The organism is Flavobacterium proteolyticum (genome assembly GCF_015223105.1).
Taxonomy (GTDB): domain Bacteria; phylum Bacteroidota; class Bacteroidia; order Flavobacteriales; family Flavobacteriaceae; genus Flavobacterium; species Flavobacterium proteolyticum.
In genome coordinates, this window is sequence record NZ_JADFTZ010000002.1 from 160,409 (window position 1) to 178,687 (window position 18,279).

Consider the following 18,279-nt stretch of genomic DNA (forward strand, 5'->3'; position numbering starts at 1 on the left):
TTCAAAATGGCAAATCCGTTAATTAAAATAACCAATATCAAAAGAGATTTTCCTTTAGGAAACGAAATCGTGTATGTGTTAAAAGGTATCGATTTAGAAATCAATAAAGGCGAATATGTAGCGTTGATGGGACCTTCAGGTTCTGGAAAATCCACTTTGATGAATATTTTGGGTTGTTTAGACACACCAACTTCTGGAACTTACATTTTGAACGGAAAACACGTAAGTGAAATGCAAGACGATGAATTGGCAGGAATTCGTAATAAAGAAATTGGATTCGTTTTTCAAACGTTTAACTTAATGCCAAGAACAACGGCTTTGGATAATGTAGCTTTACCAATGGTGTATGCTGGTCATTCCAAATCAGAACGTGTTGAAAGAGCTACTGAAGTATTGACACAAGTAGGACTTCAAGACCGTATGGATCACAAACCGAATCAGTTATCGGGTGGTCAACGTCAGCGTGTTGCGGTTGCGAGAGCTTTAGTTAACAAGCCTTCTATCATTTTAGCCGATGAGCCAACTGGAAACTTAGACAGTAAAACTTCAGTGGAAATCATGAATTTATTCAACGAAATTCATGCCAACGGAAATACGGTAATCTTAGTAACTCACGAAGAAGATATTGCAGCTTATGCCCATAGAATCATCCGTTTACGAGACGGACTTATTGAAAGTGATTCACAAAATCCGAATATTAAAAAGTAAGTAAAACCAAATATTTTTAAACCTGTCTCGACTTCAAATCCTGACAGGTTTTTTCTTGAAATCCTTTTCAAATTATTACCTTTGCTCAAAATTGCCAAAATGACATTTTCCGACTACTCTAAAGAATTTTCACATAATTTAAAACTCGCCTACCCTATTATTTTAGGAATGTTAGGTCATACCGTTGTGGGAATTGTTGATAATATTATGGTTGGAAAATTAGGCCCAACCGAATTAGCGGCGGTTTCATTAGGAAACAGTTTTGTATTCATCGCCATGTCATTAGGTATTGGATTTTCAACGGCCATTACGCCTTTAGTAGCGGAATCAGATGGAAAAAATGATGTCGCTGGCGGTCGTTCTGCGTTTCATCATGGCTTGTATTTGTGTACGATTTTAGGTATCGCATTATTTACCTTAATTTTCTTTTCGAAACCCCTTATTGCTTACATGGGCCAACCTGAAGCTGTGGTAGAAATGGCAAAACCTTATTTAGATATTGTTGGTTTTTCGTTGATTCCGTTAATTATGTACCAAGCGTACAAACAATTTGCGGATGGTTTAAGCGAAACGAAATATTCCATGTGGGCAACCATTATTGGAAATATTACCAATGTGGTTATCAACTATTTTTTAATCTACGGAATTTGGATTTTTCCACAATTAGGTATTGTTGGTGCAGCTATTGGAACTATCGCTTCTCGTTTTGTGATGTTAGGTTTTATGCACTACATGATGAAACTAAAACCAAAATTCCATCCCTATTTTAAAGGTTTTAGCTTGAAAGAAATTAAGAAGGAAGTCAACCAAAAAATCATTAAAATTGGAATGCCTTCTGCCATGCAAATGTTCTTTGAAGTTGCTTTATTTACTGGAGCCATTTGGTTATGTGGAATGATTGGAACAACTAGTCAAGCAGCGAATCAAATTGCGTTGAGTTTGGCTTCATTAACCTTTATGTTTGCTATGGGATTAAGTGTTACAGCGATGATTCGTATTGGAAACCAAAAAGGATTAGAAGATTATGTTACCTTACGAAAAGTTGCAATTTCCATCTTCTTATTAACGATAATAATTGAAGTCGTTTTCGCACTTTTATTTGTGGCTTTACATACTATTTTACCTTATATTTTTGTAGATATCAATGATGTAAAAAACCTAACCCAAAACTTAGAAGTAATCGCAATTTCGGCTAATTTACTTTTGGTAGCTGCTGTTTTTCAAATTTCCGATGGCTTACAAGTTGTAGTTTTAGGAGCACTTCGCGGTTTGCAAGATGCAAAAATCCCAATGTATATTACATTTGTAGCGTATTGGGTAATTGGTTTTCCTATTTCTATTTATTTAGGATTAGAAACCGAATTAAAAGCTGTTGGTGTGTGGATTGGACTTTTAGCCGGATTAACAGCTGCCGCATTATTTTTGTATATTCGATTTAATTACTTAACGAAAAAACTAGTTCAAGGGCAAACCAATCCCGAAGCTTCGGGACAAGTTCAATTACAATAATAAAAAGAAATTTAAAACATAAAAACATGAACTTACCAAAATTTGTTATCGGAGATAATACCGATTTTCCAGAAGATATTTTCGTAATCCATTTAGAATATCCAAGATTTGTAATCAATTTAAAAGATGACGAAGTAGAATTTTTAGAAGACATCGAAGAAGAAGACGAAAAAGAATTGGAATCTGAAATGGAACATTTAATTACCATTGCTGGAGAATTCTACGATAGAGAAATTGAAAGATACGAGCAAGAATAGTATATTTTCTTTAAATGGCTTACCTAGGAAAAGATCTTTTAAATTTAGTTAAATTTCATTGTGGTGAACTAATCGATTTTAATTCTCAACTTGAAATTCAAACTTTAAAAGTTTACAAACATAAAAAGAAAGATAAGTTATTGAAATACAAAAATTATTTTCTGTATTTAGCTGAAAATGATTTTATAAATTATGAAGAAAATTCCATTCAAGTTTTTTTGATAAGTAATTTTACAACCAAAAGACATTCTATTGGTGTAATTGAATTTCAACATTTTGCAAATGGTTTGAAAGAAGAAAAGTTAATCTTATTTTATGAAACAACTAAATTTTGGAAGAAACTTTTGATTTCAAAATATAATGAAATAGCGACTAATTACTAATCACTTTTCACTAATTACTATTTATTAAAATACTGTTCCAACAAATGCATAGCCGCTGCAAAAGGTGAAATTTCATTGTTTTGAACGGCTATTTTGTTTTCTTCTAAGAGTTGCATGATATTCGGATGATTGTAAAAGTGCGATTTCAATTGTTCGTTTATCGTTTCCATCATCCAAAATTGGTTTTGATTCTGACGCTTTTCTTCGAAATAGTGATTCGATTTTACCAGTTCGAAATACTCGGAAATGATTTCCCAAATCGCATCAATCCCTGTTTTTTCGTAAGCACTACAAGTCGTCACTTTAGGAATCCAACCCGAAGATTTAGCAGGAAATAAATGCAAAGCTCTATTGAATTCGGTTTTCGCTAATTTGGCTTTCGCAACATTATCACCATCAGCTTTATTGATTACGATTGTATCCGCCATTTCCATGATACCACGTTTGATGCCTTGTAATTCATCGCCAGCGCCTGAAATTTTCAACAACAAAAAGAAATCAACCATACTGTGAACAGCGGTTTCGCTTTGCCCTACTCCAACGGTTTCAATAATAATCGTATCAAATCCACAAGCTTCACACAAAATAATAGTCTCTCGAGTTTTTCTAGCAACACCTCCTAATGTATCGCCAGAAGCACTTGGTCGGATATAAGCGTTTTCATCTTTTACCAATTCTTCCATTCGGGTTTTGTCGCCCAAAATACTACCGTGACTGATAGACGAACTCGGGTCAACAGCCAAAACAGCCACTTTCTTTCCGATGGAAGTTAAATATTTTCCAAAAGCTTCGATAAATGTACTTTTTCCAACACCTGGAACACCCGTAATTCCAATTCGCACCGAATTATTGGCATGTGGCAAACATCCTTTTATGACTTCATTCGCTTTGGCTAAATGTTCAGGATTCGTGCTTTCGACTAAAGTAATGGCACGACTTAAAGCCGTTTTGTCTCCTTTTAAAATTCCAGCAATCAATTCCTCTGCCGAAGGTTGTTTTCTTCGGAATTGTTGAATTTGATGTGCGACAACACTACTCAATGTTTCGGGTTGCTCCACGCCGTGAATTTCTGAAAGTGCCGATTTTTTATTTGGTGTTTTCAAAAGGAATTTTGCTTTGTGTAAAAATACAAAAAATGTAGGAATATAAAACATCGAAATCTCAGGGTTTAATTACCTTTGTATTCTCGATTTTCGACATATGGAAAACATCATTCTATTATTTTTATGTTTGATTTTAGGTGTTGCGCTTCAAAAAGTACCGCAATTTCCTAAAAACGCGTATCAAAGTTTGAATCAATACGTGATTTACGTTTCGCTTCCAGCTTTGGCGTTGTATTATATTCCGAAAATTACGATTTCATTAGCATTGCTTTATCCAATTGGCGTTGCATGGTTAGGTTTCGGATTATCGTTTGTATTTTTCTATAGTTTAGGCACCTATATGAAATGGTCGAAAAAGTTAATCGGCTGTTTGATTTTGACAGGAGGATTGAGTAATACTTCTTTCGTAGGATTTCCAATTATCGAAGCTTTGTATGGTGCAGAAGCATTAAAAACCGCCATCATAGTTGACCAACCGGGTTCGTTTGTAGTCGTAACCACTTTAGGAATTTTAGTCGCAGCAAGTTTTTCAAGAGGCAATTTAAGTACTTCTGAAATTTTGATGAAAATTGTAAAATTTCCACCTTTTATTGCTTTTACGATTGCGCTTTGTTGCACACTATTTTCACTTGAATTTCCAGAAGCATTACAAAACTCGTTTTTAAGAATTGGAAACACCGTAACTCCAGTTGCTTTAGTAGCTGTTGGATTGCAATTAAAAATTGATACGCGAAGCAAACATTGGCGTTTTCTAACTTTAGGCTTACTTTTCAAATTGATTTTAATGCCCGCTTTTTTCTTTTTGCTATACAAAATCGTATTAAACGGAAAAGGATTAGAAATAGATGTTTCTATCATGGAATCTGCGATGGCGCCAATGATTACGGGAGCAATTTTAGCTTCTAATTATGGATTAAAACCGAAATTAAGTAGTATGATGATTGGGATTGGAATTCCGTTGTCGTTGTTTACGGTTGCTATTTGGTATTGGATTCTAAAAATAATTTAAACACTATAGTTACATTAGTTTTGCTTTACGTTTAGTTAGTCGTTTCGCTTTATATAGTTTACATAGTCGAAATCCTATAAATTTAGGATTCTCATATGACTTATATGTTTAAATTCCTATGTACCTATGTGTTAAAAACAACACACATTTATTATCTTTACACTTCAATTTTACACTATGAATCCTGAAATATTACTTGCGCTTGAAAACATTGTAGGTTCAGCTTATATTTTTACTGATGAAGCTACTCGAAAAAAGTATGGTCACGATGAAACGGAAGATTTGAGTTTTCCGCCTCATGTTGTGGTGAAACCTGCGAATACAGAAGAAGTTGCGCAAATTTTAAAAGTTTCCAACACTTATAAAATTCCGACTACGCCAATTGGTGCGCGTACAGGTTTGAGTGGCGGTGCTTTATCGATTTATGGTGGCATTGCGATTTCAATGGAGCGATTCAATCAAATTATTGAAATTGATGAACAAAATTTACAAGTTACTACAGAACCTGGTGTAATTACTCAAGTTTTAAGAGAAGCGGTTGCCGAAAAAGGCTTGTTTTACCCAGTAGATCCAAGTAGTATGGGAAGTTGCTTTATTGGTGGAAATATTGCAGAAAATTCAGGTGGTGCGAGAGCTTTGAAATATGGTGTTACGAAAGATTATGTCTTAAATTTAGAAGTCGTTTTACCAACAGGTGATATCATTTGGACAGGTGCTAATACCTTGAAAAATTCGACAGGTTATAATTTGACGCAATTGATGGTGGGTAGTGAAGGAACTTTGGGAATTGTGACTAAAATTGTATTGAAATTATTACCTCAAAACAAACATAACGTATTGCTTTTGGTTCCGTTTTATAAAGCTGAGCAAGCATGTGAAGCGGTTTCAGCGATTTTTAGAGCAGGAATTGTACCAAGTGCTTTAGAGTTTATGGAACGCGATGCAATTGATTGGACGTTGAAATTTGTCGATGGTTTGAATGTGGAAGTAAAAGACAACGTTCAAGCGCATTTGTTGATTGAAGTAGATGGGAATTACCCAGAAATTTTAATGCAAGAAGCCGAACAAATTTTGGCAGTAGTAGAACAATTTGAAATAGATGAAGTATTATTTGCCGATACTGAAGAACAAAAAAATGCGCTTTGGAAAATGCGTCGTTCTGTTGCAGAAGCAGTAAAAGCAAATTCGATTTATAAAGAAGAAGATACGGTAGTTCCAAGATATGAATTGCCTAAATTATTAAAAGGCATCAAAGAAATTGGAACGAAATATGGTTTCCAATCGGTGTGTTATGGACATGCTGGTGATGGTAATTTACATGTAAACATCATCAAAGGCAACATGTCTGATGACAATTGGAAAACGGAAGTTCCTAAAGGAATTCGTGAAATTTTTGAATTAACGGTTGGTTTAAAAGGAACGCTTTCTGGCGAACACGGTATTGGTTTAGTACAAAAAAACTACATGGATATTGCGTTTTCAAAAGTACATTTAGAATTAATGGAGCGCATCAAAGCCATTTTTGACCCAAATAATGTGTTGAATCCTGGGAAGATTTTTCCTGATGGGGAATAGATTATAAAGAATATTGACACAGAATTTCTCTTATTTTTGAAAATATGATTCAATAATTAATTCATCTTTTGTAATAATATCTCTAATGCTTGAATTCCATTCAATTAACCATTGTGCAGCATAAGTTCCTGCTCCATCAGAAAAGATACATTTGAGAAGATGATGATTTTCTCCACTATGAATTATTTTAAAAAAATTAACATTTAATTGATCTCCTGTCCAAGGATTATACATATTGTCAACTTGTAAATTATAACTTTTATCTTTAATTTTAAGTGTAGCTTTAATCAATTGATATTTTGGAATTTCACCATCAGAACCGAATAAAGGAGAATCATTAATTCCTAAAACAAAACCGTTCTTTATCTCGAGTTTATTTATTTCAGGATTAAATTTTTCTCTAACAAGTTGTAACGAAGTAATGCTATCAATTTTAATATTTGCAGAATTTACTTGCCCATGAGAAAAAAAAGAACAAAACAACAATAAAATTATAAAATAACTCTTCATAAGAATTCTATTATTTAACTATAATTATCTATTTAAAAACTCCAATAAATTCGCATCCGCATTTTTAAATGTTGGGGGTTGTTCGATAATACTTGCGGCACGTTTTTTGTTTAATTTCATGGTAATATCAGCTTCGGTAGTAAATAACAAAGCAGATAAAAACGGGTTGTTGATGTGCGGAATTAACTCTGCTTCTAAATCGTCTAGTTTGCAGATTTTTACCAATTCTTGCTTTTCTGTCGTGTAAATTTTATATGTCATTGACAATTTTAAGATATTGTCTTCTACGATGGTTTTTACATAAATGTTTTGTAATTCGGGTTTTCCAACGGTTTTAGCAAGGGTTAATTTAGCAAAAGTTCCATCTGCAATACTTGCTCTAACTTGGTTGAAAAATTCGGTATAGGTGATATTATTTTCGTTCATATTACAATCCTAAAGCTTTTAAAATTTTTGCATCAAATAACATCGAAAACATTTTGTTCTCTTTGTCTTTATTTAAAAATTTCCATTGGTTTTTTGTCAAATCATCCGCAACTGCAATAAGAGTAGAACGCATTTCGATACGGAATGTATTGGTTAATTTATCATACGTTACTTTATCTGCTTCCATAGAGGTTTTGAAAATGTCTACCATTGATTCTGCATCATCCATCGGTTCTTTAAATTTCATTGTCATTACGTTATTGTAATTTACCATACAAAACGATTTTCCTTCAATTTTCTTGATTTCACCAAATGAAAAATTAGGCTCTACTTCCACTAACTTTATTGAAAATTGCTCGTTTTCCATCATTTGACCAAACATTTTTTTCATTTGGTCTTGCGGAATAATATCAAACACTTTTGGATAGGTAGTAGCGAAAATATCGTCAAAATTCATATTTACACTCGCTTTGTATGATTTTAAAGCTTCCGTTTTTAACGAAGCCATATCTTGTGCTAAGATGGTGATGGTTTGAAAAAGAAAGAATGCGAAGAATAGAATTTTGGTTTTCATTTTGTGTGATTTTAATTTTATCAAAGATAGTTAGTTTTAACGAAACACAAATAAAATTAAACACATAGACATATAGACTTACTTTGTGTTTATTTTAGGCGTTTCACTTTTCATAATTCACATAGCAAATTACATAATCTATGTGACTATGTGTTTCAAAAAAAAATCCCCAACTACTTTTAGCAATTGAGGATTAGTTTATTTCTATACGTTTTTGATTATTCGTTAACCAAAACCCATTCACCAGAAGCAATCATGCTTTCTGCTTTTTTGTATTTCATGGTTTCGCTTTTTCCACTCATTACATGTTTAATAGTAACGGTGTCATTACGATTGATTTTTGGCATTTCACGAGTAATCGTTTCTGTTACTTGAGGTCTTTGACTTGCCATTTCTCCTGCTCTTTTAGCTTCTGCTGCTGGCGCATCTAAATCCTCTTTCGTTTCTGTATATTGCTCTTGACGTGTTTCTTGTCTTGCTTCTTGAATGTTTTCATTACGATGTGGTAAATCACCTTTGAATAAGAATGAAATTACTTCTTTATTTACATCGTCAATCATTTTCTTGAACAAGTTGAACGCTTCGAATTTGTAAATCAATAATGGATCTTTTTGTTCGTGAACCGCTAATTGAACTGATTGCTTCAATTCATCCATTTTACGTAAGTGTTTTTTCCAAGCTTCATCCACAATTGCTAATGTGATGTTTTTCTCGAAATCTGCCACTAACGAACGTCCTTCAGTTGCATATGCTTTCTCTAAATCAGTAACTACGTTTAATGATTTGATTCCGTCTGTGAAAGGAACAATAATTCTTTGGTACTGACCATTATTATTTTCGTATACATTTTTGATGATTGGATACGCTTCACGAGCATCTCTAGCAATTTTTTCTTCGTAATGAGCTAAAACAGCTTTGTACACTTTACCAGTGATTTCTCTAACTGATAATTTTGCAAATTCTGATTGAGAAACTGGTGCACTGATTGAGAAGTAACGAATCAACTCAAATTCGAAGTTTTTGAAATCTTCTGCTAATTTGTTTTGCTCAACTACTAATTCGCAAGTATCGTACATCATGTTGGCAATATCCACTTTCAAACGTTCTCCGTGTAAAGCGTGACGTCTTCTTTTGTATACTACTTCTCTTTGTGCATTCATTACATCGTCATATTCTAACAAACGTTTACGAACTCCAAAGTTATTTTCTTCTACTTTTTTCTGTGCTCTTTCGATAGATTTTGTCATCATCGAATGTTGAATTACTTCTCCTTCTTTCAGACCAATTCTATCCATAACTTTCGCAACTCTTTCCGAACCGAATAAACGCATTAGGTTATCTTCCAAAGACACATAGAATTGTGAACTACCCACATCTCCTTGACGACCCGCACGACCACGTAACTGACGGTCAACACGACGTGAATCATGACGTTCTGTTCCGATAATAGCTAAACCACCTGCTTTTTTAACTTCGTCAGACAATTTAATATCGGTACCACGACCTGCCATATTCGTTGCAATCGTAACTACTCCAGGTTTTCCTGCTTCAGCAACAATTTCAGCCTCGCTTTTGTGCATTTTAGCATTCAATACGTTGTGTTGAATACCTCTTAATTTCAACATTCGGCTTAATAATTCCGAAATCTCTACTGATGTTGTTCCAATCAATACCGGTCTTCCTGCATTTGACAATTGAACTACATCTTCAATAACGGCGTTGAATTTCTCACGAACCGTTCTATATATTAAATCGTCTTTATCTTTACGAGCAATTGGACGGTTAGTCGGAATTTCCACAACATCTAATTTATAGATTTCCCAGAACTCACCTGCTTCTGTTGAAGCTGTTCCCGTCATACCTCCCAACTTATTATACATACGGAAATAATTCTGTAAGGTAATAGTTGCGAAAGTTTGTGTTGCTGCTTCGATTTTTACATTTTCTTTAGCTTCGATTGCTTGGTGTAAACCATCCGAGTAACGACGACCATCCATGATACGTCCCGTTTGCTCATCAACAATCATAACTTTATTGTCCATGATAACGTATTCTGTATCTTTTTCGAATAACGTATACGCTTTTAATAACTGTGTTAACGTGTGAATACGCTCTGATTTTACAGAGAAATCACGGAATAATTCTTCTTTTTTCTCAGCTGCTTCTTCTGGAGATAAATTTTCTCTTTCGATTTGGGCAATTCCTGTTCCAATATCTGGTAAAACAAAAAATTGAGAATCCGTATCCGTTGATAAAAACTGAATTCCGTTGTCTGTTAATTCAACTTGATTATTTTTTTCTTCGATAACAAAGTACAACGCCTCATCGATTTTTGGCATTTCTCTGTTGTTATCTTGCATGTAATAATTCTCTGTTTTTTGAAGTAATTGTTTTACTCCTTCTTCCGATAAGAATTTGATTAACGCTTTACTTTTTGGTAATGCTCTATGTGAGCGTAATAAATAGAAACCAGCGTCTTTTGAATTTCCTTCTTTGAATAAACGTTTTGCTTCTGTTAAACAATCTGTAGCTAATTTACGTTGTAGCGTAACCAGGTTTTCAACTTTTGGTTTTAATTCTAAGAACTCGTGACGATCTCCTTGCGGCACCGGACCAGAAATAATCAATGGCGTTCTAGCGTCATCAATTAAAACCGAGTCAACCTCATCGACAATAGCATAATTGTGTTTGCGTTGTACCAAATCTTCAGGAGCATGCGCCATGTTATCACGAAGGTAGTCGAAACCAAATTCGTTATTCGTTCCATACGTAATATCAGCGTTATATGCTTTTCTTCTTTCTGGAGAATTAGGTTGGTGATTATCGATACAATCAACAGTCATTCCGTGGAATTCGAATAATGGCGCTTTCCATGTACTATCACGACGCGCTAAGTAGTCATTCACAGTTACTAAGTGCACTCCGTTTCCTGTTAATGCATTTAAGTATAATGGTAATGTTGCTACTAAAGTTTTACCTTCTCCTGTTTGCATTTCGGCGATTTTACCTTGATGCAACACCACTCCACCAATCAACTGAACATCGTAGTGAATCATATCCCAAGTGATAGCTTTACCAGCAGCATCCCAAGAGTTTGCCCAAGTAGCATTGTCACCTTCAATATTGATATATGGTTTTGTAGCTGATAACTCTCTATCTTTTGGAGTAGCAGTTACTGTAATTGTTGTATTGTCTTTGAAACGACGAGCGGTTTCTTTCACCACTGCAAACGCTTCTGGTAAAATTTCGTTTAATACTTTCTCAGAAATTTCATAAGCTTCTTTCTCAATTTTATCGATTTCAGCGTAGATATCTTCACGCGCATCAATATCTTGAGTTTGCTCAGCGTCTTGTTTTAAAGAAGCAATTTTAGCGTCTTTTTCAGCGCGAGCATTTTGAATTTTAGCTTTGAATTCGGCTGTTTTAGCACGTAATTCATCATGTGACAAGGCTTGTAATGCGCCTTCAAATGATTTAATTTTGGTAATGATAGGTTGAATCGCTTTTACATCTTTCTCCGATTTATCCCCCACAAAAGCCTTCAATATGGAATTTATGATACTCATAATTTTATTATTTCAATATAGTTTGCAAATATAACCAAAAAAAAAGCCTCAGTAAAGAGACTTATTTCTGTTGTGTTTATTTATTTTTAATATTCGTCCTCATTCCAAAGATAATCTTCGTCCGTAGGATAATCAGGCCAAATCTCTTCCATTGATTCGTAGATTTCCCCTTCGTCTTCGATAGACTGCAAATTTTCCACTACTTCTAATGGAGCTCCAGTTCTAATAGCGTAGTCGATAAGTTCGTCTTTGGTAGCTGGCCATGGTGCATCGCTCAAATAGGATGCTAATTCTAAAGTCCAATACATCTTTTTATCGATTTAAGTTTATGCAAAAATAAATTTATTACTTAAAAAGTCAAGTTTTTTTTTACTTTTTTTATTAAAATTTAAGAACGTTTTTTTTGAGTGTTCAAAACATGACTTTTCATCACTATTTTCAAGAATACCGAACACTAAAAACTGATTACAGGATACTATTTTCTAGGAATCCATTTTACTTCATCAGCGTTCAAGTCATGGGACAACTTTCGTGCCAAGACAAAAAGGTAGTCAGAAAGTCGGTTTAGATACTTAATTACTAATTCATCTGTCGGTTCTATGTCATTCAAATGCACAGCTAAACGCTCGGCCCTACGGCATACACAGCGCGCTATATGACAATATGACACCGTTGTGTGTCCGCCTGGCAAAACAAAATGTGTCATTGGCGGTAACGCTTCTTCCATGGTATCGATTTCATTTTCCAAAAATTCAATATCCGATTCCACAATTCCAAGGTTTTGTAAGCGTGGTTGACCGTTTTTCAAGGTTTCTTTTTCTGGTGGAGTTGCTAAAATAGCTCCAACAGTAAATAATCTATCTTGAACTTCGATTAGCACTTTTTTGTATAAATCGCTCATGTCTTGATCGCGAATTAATCCGATATGCGAATTTAATTCATCAACAGTTCCATAACTTTCGATTCGGATATGATGTTTTGGCACACGCGTTCCACCAAATAATGCTGTGGTTCCAGTGTCGCCTGTTTTGGTATATACTTTCATTATACTTTGTAATTTTAAAATTAGATAAGACAAGTCTCGACTTGCCTCTACACTTTTTTTAATTGTGTTCTATACTCTTCAATATTTGCTTTTACTTTTGGATCTAATTCGGGTTCGGTGATGTCGGTTAATTTTTCCATTTCTTCCCAAATGGTTTTGGCTACAATATATCTAGCAACACCTTTGTCATCAGCAGGAATAATATACCAAGGCGCAAAATCAGTTGATGTTTTATTAATCGCCTCTTCATAATATTTCATATAATCGTCCCAACGCTCACGTTCTTTTAAATCGCCAGTACTAAATTTCCAATTATCTTCTGGATTTTCTAAACGTTTTAGTAATCGTTCACGTTGCTCCTCTTTACTCATGTGAAAGTAAAACTTCAAAATTTTGGTTCCGTTTTGAGAAATATGCCTTTCGAAATTCACGATTTGTTCCATTCGATTTTCCCAAAATTGAGGCGTAATATCTTCTACTTTTTCAATTCCTGGTAAGTTTTCAAACAAAATATATTCGGGATGTACTCGCGTTACCAGTACATTTTCATAATGCGTACGATTGAAAACTGCGAATTTTCCTTTTTCAGGCAAAGCCAAATAATGACGCCATAAATAATCGTGTTCTAATTCGGTTGAATTAGGCGTTTTAAAACTGTGCACCACTACTCCACGCGGATTAAATTCTTTAAAAACCTCACGAATTAAACTATCCTTTCCACTCGTATCCATACCTTGTAAGCAAATCAAAAACGCATGACGATTGTGCGCGTACATGGCATCTTGCTTTTTCGAAAGCTTCTTTTGAATTTTATCTAACGCTAATTCTTCTTGTTCTTTCTCAGTATCAATAGGAAGTTTGGTTAGAAAATCATCTAACTTAATTTTACCTTTTACTTTAAAATCTTCAATATTGATATTTTCCATCGTTGTTGGTTTTAAATCTCTGTAAAAATAGTACTTTTAGAGGCTAATTTGCACTAAAAATTGTTAACTCTTTTGTAAAAATATGGAAAATTTCAAACTTACTAATTTCTTCACGATAAAAGGTATTTCGGCTGCATCGGGATTGGTGTATTCACAAAATGTATTATTTGTTATTTCAGATTCGAGTAACTTTTTGTACCAATACGACATCGATAAAAAACTTTTGCTCAAATTTCCATTAGTAAAAGACGCCAAAGAAAACATAGAAAAAGCTGAAAAATCCGATTTAGAAAGCATCACCCAATATGGAAATCAACTGATTATGTTGGGTTCGGGTTCAACCCAAAAACGTAATACGATGTTTACTTTAGATTTGGGTTCGGATGCTTTACAAACTCAAGATTTAACCGCATTATACCAAAATTTAAAAACCGTTGGTTCGTTTTCGGGTGACCAATTGAATATTGAAGGTGCCATTTATGCACATCAAACCATGTTGCTGTTTCAAAGAGGTAATTCAAAAAATAGTCGAAATGGAATTTTTATTATTCCAAACAACCAAGAAGACGGCATTCGATTTGTGCCAATTTCACTTCCGACGTTAGATGATATTGAAACCACTTTTACCGATGCAATTTTAGTTAACGACAAAATTTATTTCTTGGCTTGCGCCGAAAACACCGAATCTACTTATGAAGATGGCGAAGTCTTAGGAACCGTTTTAGGAATCATGCATGCACCGACATTCGAGATTATCGATATTCATTTATTATCAGAAGATAAAAAATTTGAAGGCATCACACTTTATAAAGAATCAGAAACTGAAATTGAGTTTTTATTATGCGAAGACAATGATACGGAGACATTAGAAACTACAATTTACCAATTAACGTTGAAGAAATAATTTTTTTTACTTCCTTCCCAACCTTTTACCAACTTTTCTGCTCTATATAAAAAAGCAAGTTTACCAATGGATGTAAAACACATACAAGGCTGCCGAAAACAACACCGCGAAGCGCAACGCATGGTGTATGAAATTATGGCACCTAAACTCTATCGTTTGTGCAAACGATATCTAAAAAAGGAGGAAGAAATAGAAGAAGTATTGGCCGATGCTTTTTTTACCATATTTACAAAAATAGATCAACTAAAAGAGGATTTAGCTTTTGAAGCTTGGGCGCGAAAAATAACAGTTAACAACTGCCTTTTGCAAATTAAAAAGAACATCAACTTCAATTTGTATTTGGAAGATGTAAGTTACAATTCACAACCTTTAGCTGATGAAGTCACTGATTTAGAAGAAGAAGATTTGCTCAATTTACTCCAGTATATTCCTGATGGATGTCAAACGATTTTTAATTTATTTGTGATTGAAGGTTATTCACACAAAGAAATTGCAGAACAACTTGGCATTAGTGAAGGAACATCGAAATCGCAATTGAATGCGGCGAAAAGTAAATTAAAAGAATTGGTAAGAACTTTTTATTATCAAAAAGCAAAATAGTCATGGGAACAGAAGAAAAATTATATGAAAAAATACAAAAAGCTGCCGAAAACGCCGAGCAAAAAGACTTTCCAGGTATGGAGAAGATTTGGGCACGCGTGGAAGACAAAATGGAAACACAAACGCTTCAAAAGGAGAAACATTTGTGGAAAAAAATAGCAGTAGCAGCTTCAATAGTTTTAGTAGGAACGATAACTTTTTTCTTACTGAAAGAAAAAGAAAATGTAGTTATTCCAGAAAATACAGTTACTACTGTTGATTCATCAAAAAACACGATTCCAACGCCAGAAACAGTAAATGGTTTAGTAAATACGACTCCGGAAATTAAAAAAGATGCGGAACAAATTTTACAACAACAAATCGTAATTCAAAACAACATTGTAATTAACGATACTATCAATTACAAATCGAAAAAAGAAGTTGTTCTTTCTGCTCCTATTGCTATGGAAGAAGTTCAAGAAATGGCAAAAACGAGTTTGGTTCCGAGTTACAATAGTATGTCTAATTCAGCTTCAACGAATAATTCAGGTTATTTAGCTAAAGGAAAGCGTTATGATGTTACAATGAATTCTGCCGAAACCACTCAGGACAAAGATAAAAAAGTAGTGAATGATGATTTGGTTGTGATTGATGGAAAATTGAGTAAAAAATCATTAAACAATATCAACCCAGAAGAAGTTGAATCGATTATCGAACTAAAAGAACCTGTCTATTTTATTAATGGAGTGGAATATTCAGAAGAATCACTATTTGGAGAAAATCCTACGAGTCCGTATGCGCCTTTGAGTAAACAAAAAATTGATACCATCGTTATTTTACAACCTGAAAAAGCGATTCCGATTTATGGAGAAAAAGGTAAAAAAGGAGTGGTCATTATAACTACCGTAGGTGGAAAACCTAAAAACCGACCTTAAGAAAAGAATCTTTCTATTAACTTAAATTCTATATCATGAAAAACGTAAAAAACTTTTCGTTAGGGATAGCTATGCTATTAACTTTCCTTAACTTCATCGCGCTAAGTAGCTTTAATTCAATTACTAACACAAAAGTTACGATTACTGGAGTAGTTTCAGACGAACTAGGTCCGATTGCTGGAGTAAACATTCATATTCAAGGTAGCAAAACCAAAACTAGTACCGATTTTGATGGCAGATACAAAATTGAAGCCAATGAAAATGAAATCTTAGTTTTTTCATACACAGGTAAAAAAACACAAAAAATTACCATTAAAAAGAACCTGATAGTAAATGTATTAATGGAAGATGAATTGGTAAACGGCAGAGATGTAGAGATTGTAGGAGCTGTTGGTATTAAAAAGAAACAAGAAGTCTATACATCTTCAATTCAAGTAGTAAATTCTAAAGAAATTACACAGGCAGCTAATCCTAATGTAGTACAATCATTATCTGGAAAAGTCTCTGGATTAACTGTAAACACTACAAACAACGGAGTAAATCCAACGACTCGAATTGTGTTAAGAGGAAATCGTTCGATTGCAGGCAACAATGAAGCTTTAATAGTCATTGACAATGTAATAGCTGACGCAAGAACTTTACAAGCTTTACCTCCAGAATTAGTTGAATCTACAAATGCGATCAAAGGTGCTCAAGGTGCCGCTTTATATGGTGAACAAGGTGCTAATGGAGCTATTATTGTATTAACAAAAAAAGGATTAAGTGCGGAAGAGAAAAAGAAAGTTCAAGATACTATAGCTAAATGTCAGCAACCAATTGTTGTCCCAAACGAAACTGCATCACAAGAAGATTATGACTCATTTATAGAAAACTCATTTACGAATCCTAAAAACGAACCACTTTCAACATTTTCAATTGATGTAGATAATGCTTCATATACGAATGTGAGACGTTTTATCAATAACGGACAAGTAGTTCCGAAAAACGCTGTTCGTGTAGAAGAAATGGTAAACTTTTTCAAATACAATTACGAGCAACCAAAGTCGAATCATCCGTTTTCAATTCACACAGAGTATAGTGATAGTCCTTGGAATGAGAAACACAAATTAGTTAAAATTGGTTTGCAAGGGAAACAAATAGATAGTGATAATTTACCAAATTCCAATTTCGTTTTTTTAATTGATGTTTCAGGATCTATGAGTGCTCAAAACAAATTACCATTACTTAAAGAATCAATGAAAGTATTGGTAAGCCAATTGAGAGAAAATGACAAAGTAGCTATTGTAGTATATGCTGGAGCTGCGGGATTGGTCTTACCTCCTACTTCAGGCAATAATAAAGAAACCATCATAAAATCATTAGACAATTTGAATGCTGGCGGAAGTACGGCTGGTGGTGCTGGAATCGAATTAGCATACAAAATAGCAACAGAAAATTTCATCAAAGGAGGAAACAACAGAGTTATTTTAGCTACAGATGGTGATTTTAATGTGGGTGCTACATCAAATAAAGACATGGAAACTTTAATTGAAGAAAAGAGAAAATCTGGTGTATTTTTGACTTGTTTAGGTTACGGAATGGGAAATTACAAAGACAGTAAAATGGAAATTTTAGCCAACAAAGGAAATGGAAACTATGCATACATCGACAACATTCAGGAAGCGAATCGTTTTTTAGGAAAAGAGTTTAAAGGAAGTATGTTTGCGATTGCAAAAGATGTGAAAATTCAAATCGAATTCAATCCAAAACACGTTCAAAGCTACAGATTAATTGGCTATGAAAACCGCAAATTACGTCCAGAAGATTTTAGAAATGATGCAATTGATGCAGGCGAATTAGGAAGTGGTCACACCGTTACAGCTTTGTATGAAATAATTCCTGTTGGTGTTGAAAGTAAATTTACCAATGAAATTCCGGAATTAAAATATACAGAAACTGTAAAATCTACTAAAGATTTTTCGAATGAATTAGCAACCATAAAATTCCGTTACAAAAAACCAGATGGTGAAAAAAGCATCGAAATGGTTCAAGTAATTGAAAACAAACCAATTGCTTTGCAAAACTCGAGTGAAGATTTTAAATTTAGCTCGGCTGTGGCTTGGTTTGGATTAAAATTGAGAGATTCTCAATTGGTTGACAACAAATCATCTGTTGCGATAAAAACATTAGCTTTACAAGGAAAATCAAATGACGCAGAAGGATATCGTTCAGAATTTATTCGATTGGTGGAAGCTGTTAATTAAAATATAAACAAAGAATAAAGAATCTTA

Annotated in this window: 18 protein-coding genes; 10 read left to right on the forward strand and 8 right to left on the reverse strand. The window is 34.0% G+C overall.

The genetic code is table 11. The features are described from left to right. The first annotated feature begins 6 nt into the window (after window positions 1-6). The 4 genes from IM755_RS06165 (at window position 7) to IM755_RS06180 (ending at window position 2,857) form a co-directional block, all read left to right on the forward strand. Complete coding sequence (locus tag IM755_RS06165) at window positions 7-708, forward strand: ABC transporter ATP-binding protein (RefSeq protein WP_026724595.1); 702 nt, start codon at window positions 7-9, stop codon at window positions 706-708. Between the two features lie 99 nt (window positions 709-807). Further along, window positions 808-2,217 carry an MATE family efflux transporter gene (locus IM755_RS06170; protein WP_194094792.1) on the forward strand — a complete coding sequence of 470 codons (1,410 nt, stop codon included), beginning with the start codon at window positions 808-810 and terminating at the stop codon, window positions 2,215-2,217. Between the two features lie 26 nt (window positions 2,218-2,243). Beyond that, window positions 2,244-2,474, forward strand: a complete 231-nt coding sequence (locus tag IM755_RS06175; RefSeq protein WP_008253940.1) for a hypothetical protein — start codon at window positions 2,244-2,246, stop codon at window positions 2,472-2,474. A 14-nt stretch (window positions 2,475-2,488) separates the two neighbouring features. Then, window positions 2,489-2,857, forward strand: coding sequence for a hypothetical protein (locus tag IM755_RS06180; protein WP_194094794.1), 369 nt, complete (start codon window positions 2,489-2,491; stop codon window positions 2,855-2,857). A 17-nt stretch (window positions 2,858-2,874) separates the two neighbouring features. Here IM755_RS06180 and meaB read toward each other — a convergent pair whose 3' ends face one another. Further along, complete coding sequence (gene meaB, locus IM755_RS06185; protein ID WP_228063909.1) at window positions 2,875-4,011, reverse strand: methylmalonyl Co-A mutase-associated GTPase MeaB; 1,137 nt, start codon at window positions 4,009-4,011, stop codon at window positions 2,875-2,877. Window positions 4,012-4,057: 46 nt separating this feature from the next. On the opposite strand from meaB, the gene IM755_RS06190 reads away from it, so the two are divergent. Together IM755_RS06190 and IM755_RS06195 are read left to right on the forward strand one after the other, a co-directional pair. Continuing rightward, window positions 4,058-4,969 carry an AEC family transporter gene (locus tag IM755_RS06190; protein WP_194094799.1) on the forward strand — a complete coding sequence of 304 codons (912 nt, stop codon included), beginning with the start codon at window positions 4,058-4,060 and terminating at the stop codon, window positions 4,967-4,969. A gap of 177 nt (window positions 4,970-5,146) precedes the next feature. Continuing rightward, on the forward strand, window positions 5,147-6,544 hold the full coding sequence (locus IM755_RS06195) for an FAD-binding oxidoreductase (RefSeq protein ID WP_194094801.1): 1,398 nt from the start codon (window positions 5,147-5,149) through the stop codon (window positions 6,542-6,544). 30 nt (window positions 6,545-6,574) lie between these two features. On the opposite strand, the gene IM755_RS06200 is transcribed toward IM755_RS06195, so the two are convergent. From IM755_RS06200 to IM755_RS06230, 7 genes are all read right to left on the reverse strand, one after another. Continuing rightward, on the reverse strand, window positions 6,575-7,054 hold the full coding sequence (locus tag IM755_RS06200) for a hypothetical protein (protein ID WP_194094803.1): 480 nt from the start codon (window positions 7,052-7,054) through the stop codon (window positions 6,575-6,577). A 24-nt stretch (window positions 7,055-7,078) separates the two neighbouring features. Then, entirely contained in the window at window positions 7,079-7,480 is a 402-nt protein-coding gene (locus IM755_RS06205; protein WP_194094805.1) for a hypothetical protein, read from the reverse strand. 1 nt (window position 7,481) lies between these two features. Continuing rightward, window positions 7,482-8,054, reverse strand: coding sequence for a hypothetical protein (locus tag IM755_RS06210; protein ID WP_194094807.1), 573 nt, complete (start codon window positions 8,052-8,054; stop codon window positions 7,482-7,484). 218 nt (window positions 8,055-8,272) lie between these two features. Next, window positions 8,273-11,620: a preprotein translocase subunit SecA gene (gene secA / locus IM755_RS06215; protein ID WP_194094809.1), complete on the reverse strand. Its 3,348-nt coding sequence runs from the start codon at window positions 11,618-11,620 to the stop codon at window positions 8,273-8,275. Between the two features lie 86 nt (window positions 11,621-11,706). Beyond that, complete coding sequence (locus IM755_RS06220; RefSeq protein WP_002986941.1) at window positions 11,707-11,928, reverse strand: DUF2795 domain-containing protein; 222 nt, start codon at window positions 11,926-11,928, stop codon at window positions 11,707-11,709. A gap of 167 nt (window positions 11,929-12,095) precedes the next feature. Further along, window positions 12,096-12,665 carry a cob(I)yrinic acid a,c-diamide adenosyltransferase gene (locus IM755_RS06225; RefSeq protein WP_194094812.1) on the reverse strand — a complete coding sequence of 190 codons (570 nt, stop codon included), beginning with the start codon at window positions 12,663-12,665 and terminating at the stop codon, window positions 12,096-12,098. A 47-nt stretch (window positions 12,666-12,712) separates the two neighbouring features. After that, window positions 12,713-13,591 carry a PPK2 family polyphosphate kinase gene (locus tag IM755_RS06230; protein ID WP_194094814.1) on the reverse strand — a complete coding sequence of 293 codons (879 nt, stop codon included), beginning with the start codon at window positions 13,589-13,591 and terminating at the stop codon, window positions 12,713-12,715. A gap of 82 nt (window positions 13,592-13,673) precedes the next feature. On the opposite strand from IM755_RS06230, the gene IM755_RS06235 reads away from it, so the two are divergent. From IM755_RS06235 to IM755_RS06250, 4 genes are all read left to right on the forward strand, one after another. Further along, the gene (locus IM755_RS06235; RefSeq protein ID WP_194094816.1) at window positions 13,674-14,495 is read left to right on the forward strand and encodes a DUF6929 family protein; all 822 of its coding nucleotides are present in this window, start codon (window positions 13,674-13,676) and stop codon (window positions 14,493-14,495) included. A 66-nt stretch (window positions 14,496-14,561) separates the two neighbouring features. Further along, complete coding sequence (locus tag IM755_RS06240) at window positions 14,562-15,095, forward strand: RNA polymerase sigma factor (RefSeq protein WP_194094818.1); 534 nt, start codon at window positions 14,562-14,564, stop codon at window positions 15,093-15,095. A gap of 2 nt (window positions 15,096-15,097) precedes the next feature. Further along, complete coding sequence (locus IM755_RS06245; protein ID WP_194094820.1) at window positions 15,098-16,009, forward strand: hypothetical protein; 912 nt, start codon at window positions 15,098-15,100, stop codon at window positions 16,007-16,009. Between the two features lie 35 nt (window positions 16,010-16,044). Beyond that, complete coding sequence (locus tag IM755_RS06250; RefSeq protein ID WP_194094822.1) at window positions 16,045-18,252, forward strand: VWA domain-containing protein; 2,208 nt, start codon at window positions 16,045-16,047, stop codon at window positions 18,250-18,252. Window positions 18,253-18,279 lie beyond the last annotated feature (27 nt).

Coding starts and splice junctions, on each gene's coding strand:
- IM755_RS06220 (WP_002986941.1), bottom strand. CDS start 11,928: ATGTATTGGACTTTAGAATTAGCATCCTATTTGAGCGATGCACCATGG.
- secA (WP_194094809.1), bottom strand. CDS start 11,620: ATGAGTATCATAAATTCCATATTGAAGGCTTTTGTGGGGGATAAATCG.
- IM755_RS06240 (WP_194094818.1), top strand. CDS start 14,562: ATGGATGTAAAACACATACAAGGCTGCCGAAAACAACACCGCGAAGCG.
- IM755_RS06180 (WP_194094794.1), top strand. CDS start 2,489: ATGGCTTACCTAGGAAAAGATCTTTTAAATTTAGTTAAATTTCATTGT.
- IM755_RS06230 (WP_194094814.1), bottom strand. CDS start 13,591: ATGGAAAATATCAATATTGAAGATTTTAAAGTAAAAGGTAAAATTAAG.
- IM755_RS06205 (WP_194094805.1), bottom strand. CDS start 7,480: ATGAACGAAAATAATATCACCTATACCGAATTTTTCAACCAAGTTAGA.
- IM755_RS06190 (WP_194094799.1), top strand. CDS start 4,058: ATGGAAAACATCATTCTATTATTTTTATGTTTGATTTTAGGTGTTGCG.
- IM755_RS06250 (WP_194094822.1), top strand. CDS start 16,045: ATGAAAAACGTAAAAAACTTTTCGTTAGGGATAGCTATGCTATTAACT.
- IM755_RS06210 (WP_194094807.1), bottom strand. CDS start 8,054: ATGAAAACCAAAATTCTATTCTTCGCATTCTTTCTTTTTCAAACCATC.
- IM755_RS06245 (WP_194094820.1), top strand. CDS start 15,098: ATGGGAACAGAAGAAAAATTATATGAAAAAATACAAAAAGCTGCCGAA.
- IM755_RS06195 (WP_194094801.1), top strand. CDS start 5,147: ATGAATCCTGAAATATTACTTGCGCTTGAAAACATTGTAGGTTCAGCT.
- meaB (WP_228063909.1), bottom strand. CDS start 4,011: ATGTTTTATATTCCTACATTTTTTGTATTTTTACACAAAGCAAAATTC.
- IM755_RS06225 (WP_194094812.1), bottom strand. CDS start 12,665: ATGAAAGTATATACCAAAACAGGCGACACTGGAACCACAGCATTATTT.
- IM755_RS06235 (WP_194094816.1), top strand. CDS start 13,674: ATGGAAAATTTCAAACTTACTAATTTCTTCACGATAAAAGGTATTTCG.
- IM755_RS06200 (WP_194094803.1), bottom strand. CDS start 7,054: ATGAAGAGTTATTTTATAATTTTATTGTTGTTTTGTTCTTTTTTTTCT.
- IM755_RS06165 (WP_026724595.1), top strand. CDS start 7: ATGGCAAATCCGTTAATTAAAATAACCAATATCAAAAGAGATTTTCCT.
- IM755_RS06175 (WP_008253940.1), top strand. CDS start 2,244: ATGAACTTACCAAAATTTGTTATCGGAGATAATACCGATTTTCCAGAA.
- IM755_RS06170 (WP_194094792.1), top strand. CDS start 808: ATGACATTTTCCGACTACTCTAAAGAATTTTCACATAATTTAAAACTC.